The organism is Bartonella sp. MM73XJBT (genome assembly GCF_028618465.1).
Lineage (GTDB): Bacteria > Pseudomonadota > Alphaproteobacteria > Rhizobiales > Rhizobiaceae > Bartonella.
This window is the reverse complement of sequence record NZ_JAQISY010000062.1, coordinates 1-5099: the sequence shown is the minus strand read 5'-3', so window position 1 is coordinate 5099 and position 5099 is coordinate 1. Positions and strand designations below refer to the sequence as shown.

Here is a 5099-nt window from a genome sequence, read left to right as displayed (position 1 = left end):
CCTATTCCATGAAGGGCGCAAAGGAAGGGTGGGCAGAGGCACGCTATGATGTACCACTCCTTGTGATGGATGACCGCTTAACGGCTTTTGTTATCAAGACAGATGATGCTGATCATTCCCTCTCACTTGCCAAACTTGGAGATTTTGATACAGAACACCAGAGATACGTCTCGAGTCACCCTTATGTGACCGGTCCACGCTTTTCCTCTGTCAATGCGAGGAGCTGGAGCGCGCACCAAGATGAAGCTTTAGCCTTTCGAGTGCTGGCAGCCCGCTACAGGCAAACAGAAAAAACCGTAGATTTAGGCAGTTTTGATCTTGTGGATTGCTCTGATTTGCAGGTGCGTGCAGCCATTGAATTGCCTTCAAGCGAGTGTTCTGTCATCTTTGAAATTGAACGAAACAATGGCACGGTTTATCAACTGCTACCCTTTCAATTGCTAAGCCTTAGTGAATATATCAGTGAAAAGGTAAGGCTTCGCGCTATTCTCAAAGGGACAGAGAAGCTTTCACCCGTCTTATTTGCCCCTGTGCAATTGATTGCAGGAAAGATTCATAAAACAGCCACTTATGTCACGCGTGCTTTTGCCTTTGGGGAAAAGGCAAGGCTGACCAGTTATATCAAAACCTTTTTACCGGGTGGTGCAACCTTTTCACTAGAAATGCAGCTGGATGATGGCGCTTTCACCCCTTTAAAACTGGATGAGACAGAACAACTCGCTGAACCGCTTTGGACAGAGCGCAAATTTGTAAGCAGCGACAAAGGAGTCAAACAAGCGCGCCTCAAACTCACCCTTACCGGTGGACCGGCGGCACGCTCCATGGTGCGTGATTTTGGCGCCGGCATATTGTGATGGGAGAAAACACATGACAAAAACTAAAAAACTCGACATGGAATTGCCTAAAGAGGGACGCTTTATCAGTTCTGAATTCCCCATCTTGCGGGAAAACTTAGGCAAAATTGATCAAGCACTTTTGGCTGTTGAGGAAAAGGTAGAGGGGAAAGCACCTTTACACCACACGCACACAATCAGTGATGTGACGGGTTTAGAAAGCGCCCTTAATGGCAAGATGGCAGTCGATAAAACCTTCACTTTTGCTGATTTAAGCGATATCGAGGGCGCTAAGGACGCAGCCAACAATTATGTTCTTTACAAATCAAGCAATAATAATTTTACCTTTGGCAGTGCCATTTCGCTGTTAGGTACCCATCAACATAAAACAGAAGATATCGTGGGGCTTGATGATTTTCGAGCCAAGATTAATGAAGATCTCACAGCCTATGGACACCTCACAAGTCCAAATGAATGGCAAAGTTACAACAAATTTACCAGCAAAGTCAGCATGAGTGGTGGTTTGGAGCTGTTGGGTAATTTGTCGTTTAATCTTATTCATAATGGTGAAATAGTTACCCGTTTAAGCGCAAACGGGAGCGTGCTGAAAGGACCACTAACCGTTGATGGTGAAGCTGTTTATACCAAATCACAAGTGGATAAATTAATAGCTTCATTAGTCAAAAAGCCTGTTGAAATTCTTATGACAGAAAGTGGTCCTATACCCTTTCCTGAAGGTGTTAGCGATGACACAGAGGTAGAAATATGGGCATGGGGAGGCGGCGGCGGCGGTGGAGATGGGGGTAGAAACACCGTAAACAACAAAAAAACTAATTACGGCGGCGGCGGCGGCGGCGGCGCTCAAAATGTGCACATCAAAATAAAAGTCTTTGAGCTTAAAAAATCAACAACAGTGCAAATTGGTTGTGGCGGTCATGGTGGCGGTATAGCTAAAGGTGGGGATGCAGGTGGAACAACAAGAATTGGAAATATTGTAACTGCGTTTGGTGGAGCTGGAGGAGGAGGTTGTGGCGGTAGTGGCGGCTCTTCCTCTTTTGGAGGAAGTCGCGGTGGCAATAGTAGTTCCAGTGGTTTTAACGGCTTGGGTTATATTTTTTCTGGCGGAAATGGTGGGGATGGCGGAAGTGGCAACGGTGGAAGCTCTATTTTTGGCGGCGGCGGCGGCGGCGGTGGCGGTGCTTATAATGGAGCAGGTGGTTTTGGTGGTGAAAGTGAAAAAGCTGGTAATGGTGGTCACGGCTGTAAAGGTAATGGTGAAGGTGGCGGTGGTGGTGGCGGATATTTCAACGGAAATGATGGTGGAATTAATTGTGGCGGTGATGGCGGAAATGGCGCAATCTTGTTGAAATTTTTTATCTAGGAGGTATTGATGAAATATGCAGTTGTTGAAAATGGTGTGGTAACAAACATTATCGTGGCATCAGAAGATTATGTTCACGTCTTTGATGGTGAGGCTATCCCCTCAAGTAAAGCGCAAATTGGTTGGACTTATAAGGATGGAGTGTTCTCTCCTCCCGTGGTGGATGAAAATACAAAACAGCTCTCATCTACTGAAATGGTAGAAACAGATGAACCCCTAGAGCCTATAAAAGAACCGCAAGAGAAAGATAATCAAATCTAGATTATCAAGCTATTTAAAAACGAATGGCGTGGGTCAACGGAGCAGTTGTTGTCTAAGCGTTTAAAGGCTTGTATGATTTTTTCTTTAAAGCCCTTTGAAAGGGCTTTTTTACTGACAGTGTCAGGCTTATGGAGCATGGTGATGGTTGTTATAGTCTCTTCATTGATTTGGAGAGCAAGATGGCAACAGAATTTAATCATGGGATTCGCATTGTAGAGGCTGGTGAGGATTCCCGTCCTTTAGCAACATTTGATCAAACCGCCATTGGAGCGGTTGTTACAGCCCCTGATGCGGATGCACAGACCTATCCCTTCAACGAGCCCGTGTTGGTCTTTAGCCATGAAACAGAGAAAATCCAAAAGCTTGGGACAAGAGGAACAGCCCTTGATGTTATCAATGCCGTTCGTGCGCAAGGGATTGAGGCACAAGTGATTTTCGTGCGGGTGGAGGAAAAGTCTACCATTGCTGAGACACAAGCAGAGATGGTGGGATCAAACGCTCACCTGACCGGTGTGCATGCGCTAAAACATGCACGGGGGCATTTAGGGGTAGAGCCTGGGATTTTACTGGCACCAGCTTATAGTGCAGGGCGCCTTGATAATGGCAAAAACCCGCTAGCAGATGCTCTAGAACAGGTGGCCGAAAAGCTACAAGCCATTGCCGTGTTCGATACGGGGGGCAAAAATACGGAAGAAAGCCTTGCCTTTCGCGCGGATTTCTCCTCACGCTTTTGTTATCTGATTGACCCCTTTGTGCGGGTAGCAAATAGTGAGGGTGGTGTGAGTATTAAACCAGCAAGCCCCTTTGTGGCGGCGATGTTTATCAAACGTGACAAACAAAAGGGGGGTGTTTTTTGGTCCCCCTCTAACCAAGATGTGCATGGTATTTTAGGCACAGCACGCCCCATTAGCTATTTTGATGGGGAAATTGATCATGAGGCTAATCGCCTCAATCAAGCCGATATTGCCACCTTTATACCGGCACGCCTTAGCCAAAATGCGCATGGGCAAATGGCTGCTAATGGGCGCATTTTATGGGGCAATCACACCACCTCGAGTGATCCACTCTGGCGCTTTGTCAATGTGGTGCGCACCCGTGCAGCCTTGGAAAAAACCATCATTAACAATTTCCGCCCTTGGGCAAATGACGAAAACCTGACCGGTCAACATGTCATTGCCATTACCCGCAGCCTTACACAGTTTCTGGATGATCTGATTGCGCGTGGTGCACTGCTTGGTGGGCGGGTTTGGTTTGACCGTGATTTAAATTCAAACAGCACTTTACAATTGGGACAATTGCGGGTCGAGTTTGATGCAGAAGAAGTGCCACCTTTAGAAGATTTGAGTTTCGGCAGCCGGCGCAATAGCGCTTATTTTGACCGTCTGGCGCAAGATATCCAAAAGAAAATGACTTATCAATTTGGCGATACGCTTGAAACTTATCGCAAAGCAGCAAGGAGTTAAAGCATGACTTTACGCATTGTACGCGGTTTTACGCTGATTGTTGATGATGATGTGAATCTTCACCTTGATCTTGAAACATTGAAACTGCCCACGTTGGAAGAAATCACAGAAACCTATCAACCAGGGGGCTCTGACATGCAAATTGATGTGAGCGGTCTTGGTGTGAAAGCTTTGAGTTTACAAATGAAAATCCGCAGCCACACGCCTGAAATCATCGGTATCTTTGGTGGTTCCCCTGGTCTTCGTCATAAATTCACTGGCAAAAAACACGTGATCTCTGAAGAAGATGGGCGCGAGCATGAACATTCCATTGATGTTACAGGGCGCTTGGTCAAAGTGGATAGTGAAGGCTTAACGGCTGGAAAAGCAACAGGCTATGATTGCGAGATTAAGAATATTTGGGACTATACCGAATTTTGGGATGGTTCTGTTTTGCATCGCTTTTCCTTTAAACGAGGCGGTTGGCTTGTCCGCAATGGGCAAGAGATCGGTTCTCGTCGACGCTCTATTCTCAATTTATAGGAATTGATCATGACAAGTTTACAAACAAGCATTGAGGTGGAATTAGCTGTTCCCATTCTCTACCAAGACAGTGAGGGTAGGCAAGCGACACGGCATAAATTGACCTTTTATCGCCCCACTTTCAAACATGCCAAGCAATTATCCGTGCTGATTGGACCACAGTTGACAGAGCTGCTTGTACCTGAATTTGCAGAGCAAAAAACCCCTAGCAATGATGTTCTCATTCTTAAGCTTTCACAAGTTTTGTTTACCCATGAGGAGACAGAAGGCATTACAGCGCTTTTGGCAGAGATGTCTCATGAATCTGTTGAACTCATTGATCGTCTTGATGTTGTTGATCTTGTGGCAGTGTTTAAGGCTTTTTTTGCTTTTTTTACGCAACGCCAATCCCTTATGCTGGACAATTTGGAGCAGAACTAGCTCTTTATTTTCGCTGGTCGGCTCTAGAGATCAATCAGATGGATTGGCTGGATGTGATTTCCTATCGAGAAGAATTAGTGCGCTTGAAACAACAAGAATATGAAAGCCAAATGTTAGGATAAGAGACGATTATGGATGTTTCCCTTGTTGTGCGTTTTGTCAATCATCTCCAAGAAGGGATCGCTTCTGCCAAGCGTGATCTTGCAGCTTTCAGTAGCG

At 45.9% G+C, this 5099-nt stretch carries 5 protein-coding genes and 1 pseudogene; all 6 read left to right on the top strand.

Annotation, left to right across the window (positions count from 1 at the left end; translation table 11 throughout):
• Positions 1 to 854 (top strand): annotated as a pseudogene (locus PVV69_RS09210) (DUF4815 domain-containing protein); the annotation flags it as partial.
• A gap of 13 nt (positions 855 to 867) precedes the next feature.
• Positions 868 to 2214 carry a Bgr_08870 family protein gene (locus PVV69_RS09205; protein ID WP_273757268.1) on the top strand — a complete coding sequence of 449 codons (1347 nt, stop codon included), beginning with the start codon at positions 868 to 870 and terminating at the stop codon, positions 2212 to 2214.
• 9 nt (positions 2215 to 2223) lie between these two features.
• Positions 2224 to 2475 carry a hypothetical protein gene (locus PVV69_RS09200; protein ID WP_273757267.1) on the top strand — a complete coding sequence of 84 codons (252 nt, stop codon included), beginning with the start codon at positions 2224 to 2226 and terminating at the stop codon, positions 2473 to 2475.
• A gap of 179 nt (positions 2476 to 2654) precedes the next feature.
• On the top strand, positions 2655 to 3938 hold the full coding sequence (locus tag PVV69_RS09195; RefSeq protein WP_273757265.1) for a phage tail sheath C-terminal domain-containing protein: 1284 nt from the start codon (positions 2655 to 2657) through the stop codon (positions 3936 to 3938).
• A gap of 3 nt (positions 3939 to 3941) precedes the next feature.
• The gene (locus tag PVV69_RS09190) at positions 3942 to 4460 is read left to right on the top strand and encodes a phage major tail tube protein (protein ID WP_273757264.1); all 519 of its coding nucleotides are present in this window, start codon (positions 3942 to 3944) and stop codon (positions 4458 to 4460) included.
• A 9-nt stretch (positions 4461 to 4469) separates the two neighbouring features.
• Positions 4470 to 4880 carry a hypothetical protein gene (locus PVV69_RS09185; protein ID WP_273757263.1) on the top strand — a complete coding sequence of 137 codons (411 nt, stop codon included), beginning with the start codon at positions 4470 to 4472 and terminating at the stop codon, positions 4878 to 4880.
• Positions 4881 to 5099 lie beyond the last annotated feature (219 nt).

What these genes read in the sequence shown, in the direction of transcription:
- PVV69_RS09205 (WP_273757268.1), top strand. Translation starts at nt 868, where the DNA reads ATGACAAAAACTAAAAAACTCGACATGGAATTGCCTAAAGAGGGACGC.
- PVV69_RS09200 (WP_273757267.1), top strand. Translation starts at nt 2,224, where the DNA reads ATGAAATATGCAGTTGTTGAAAATGGTGTGGTAACAAACATTATCGTG.
- PVV69_RS09195 (WP_273757265.1), top strand. Translation starts at nt 2,655, where the DNA reads ATGGCAACAGAATTTAATCATGGGATTCGCATTGTAGAGGCTGGTGAG.
- PVV69_RS09190 (WP_273757264.1), top strand. Translation starts at nt 3,942, where the DNA reads ATGACTTTACGCATTGTACGCGGTTTTACGCTGATTGTTGATGATGAT.
- PVV69_RS09185 (WP_273757263.1), top strand. Translation starts at nt 4,470, where the DNA reads ATGACAAGTTTACAAACAAGCATTGAGGTGGAATTAGCTGTTCCCATT.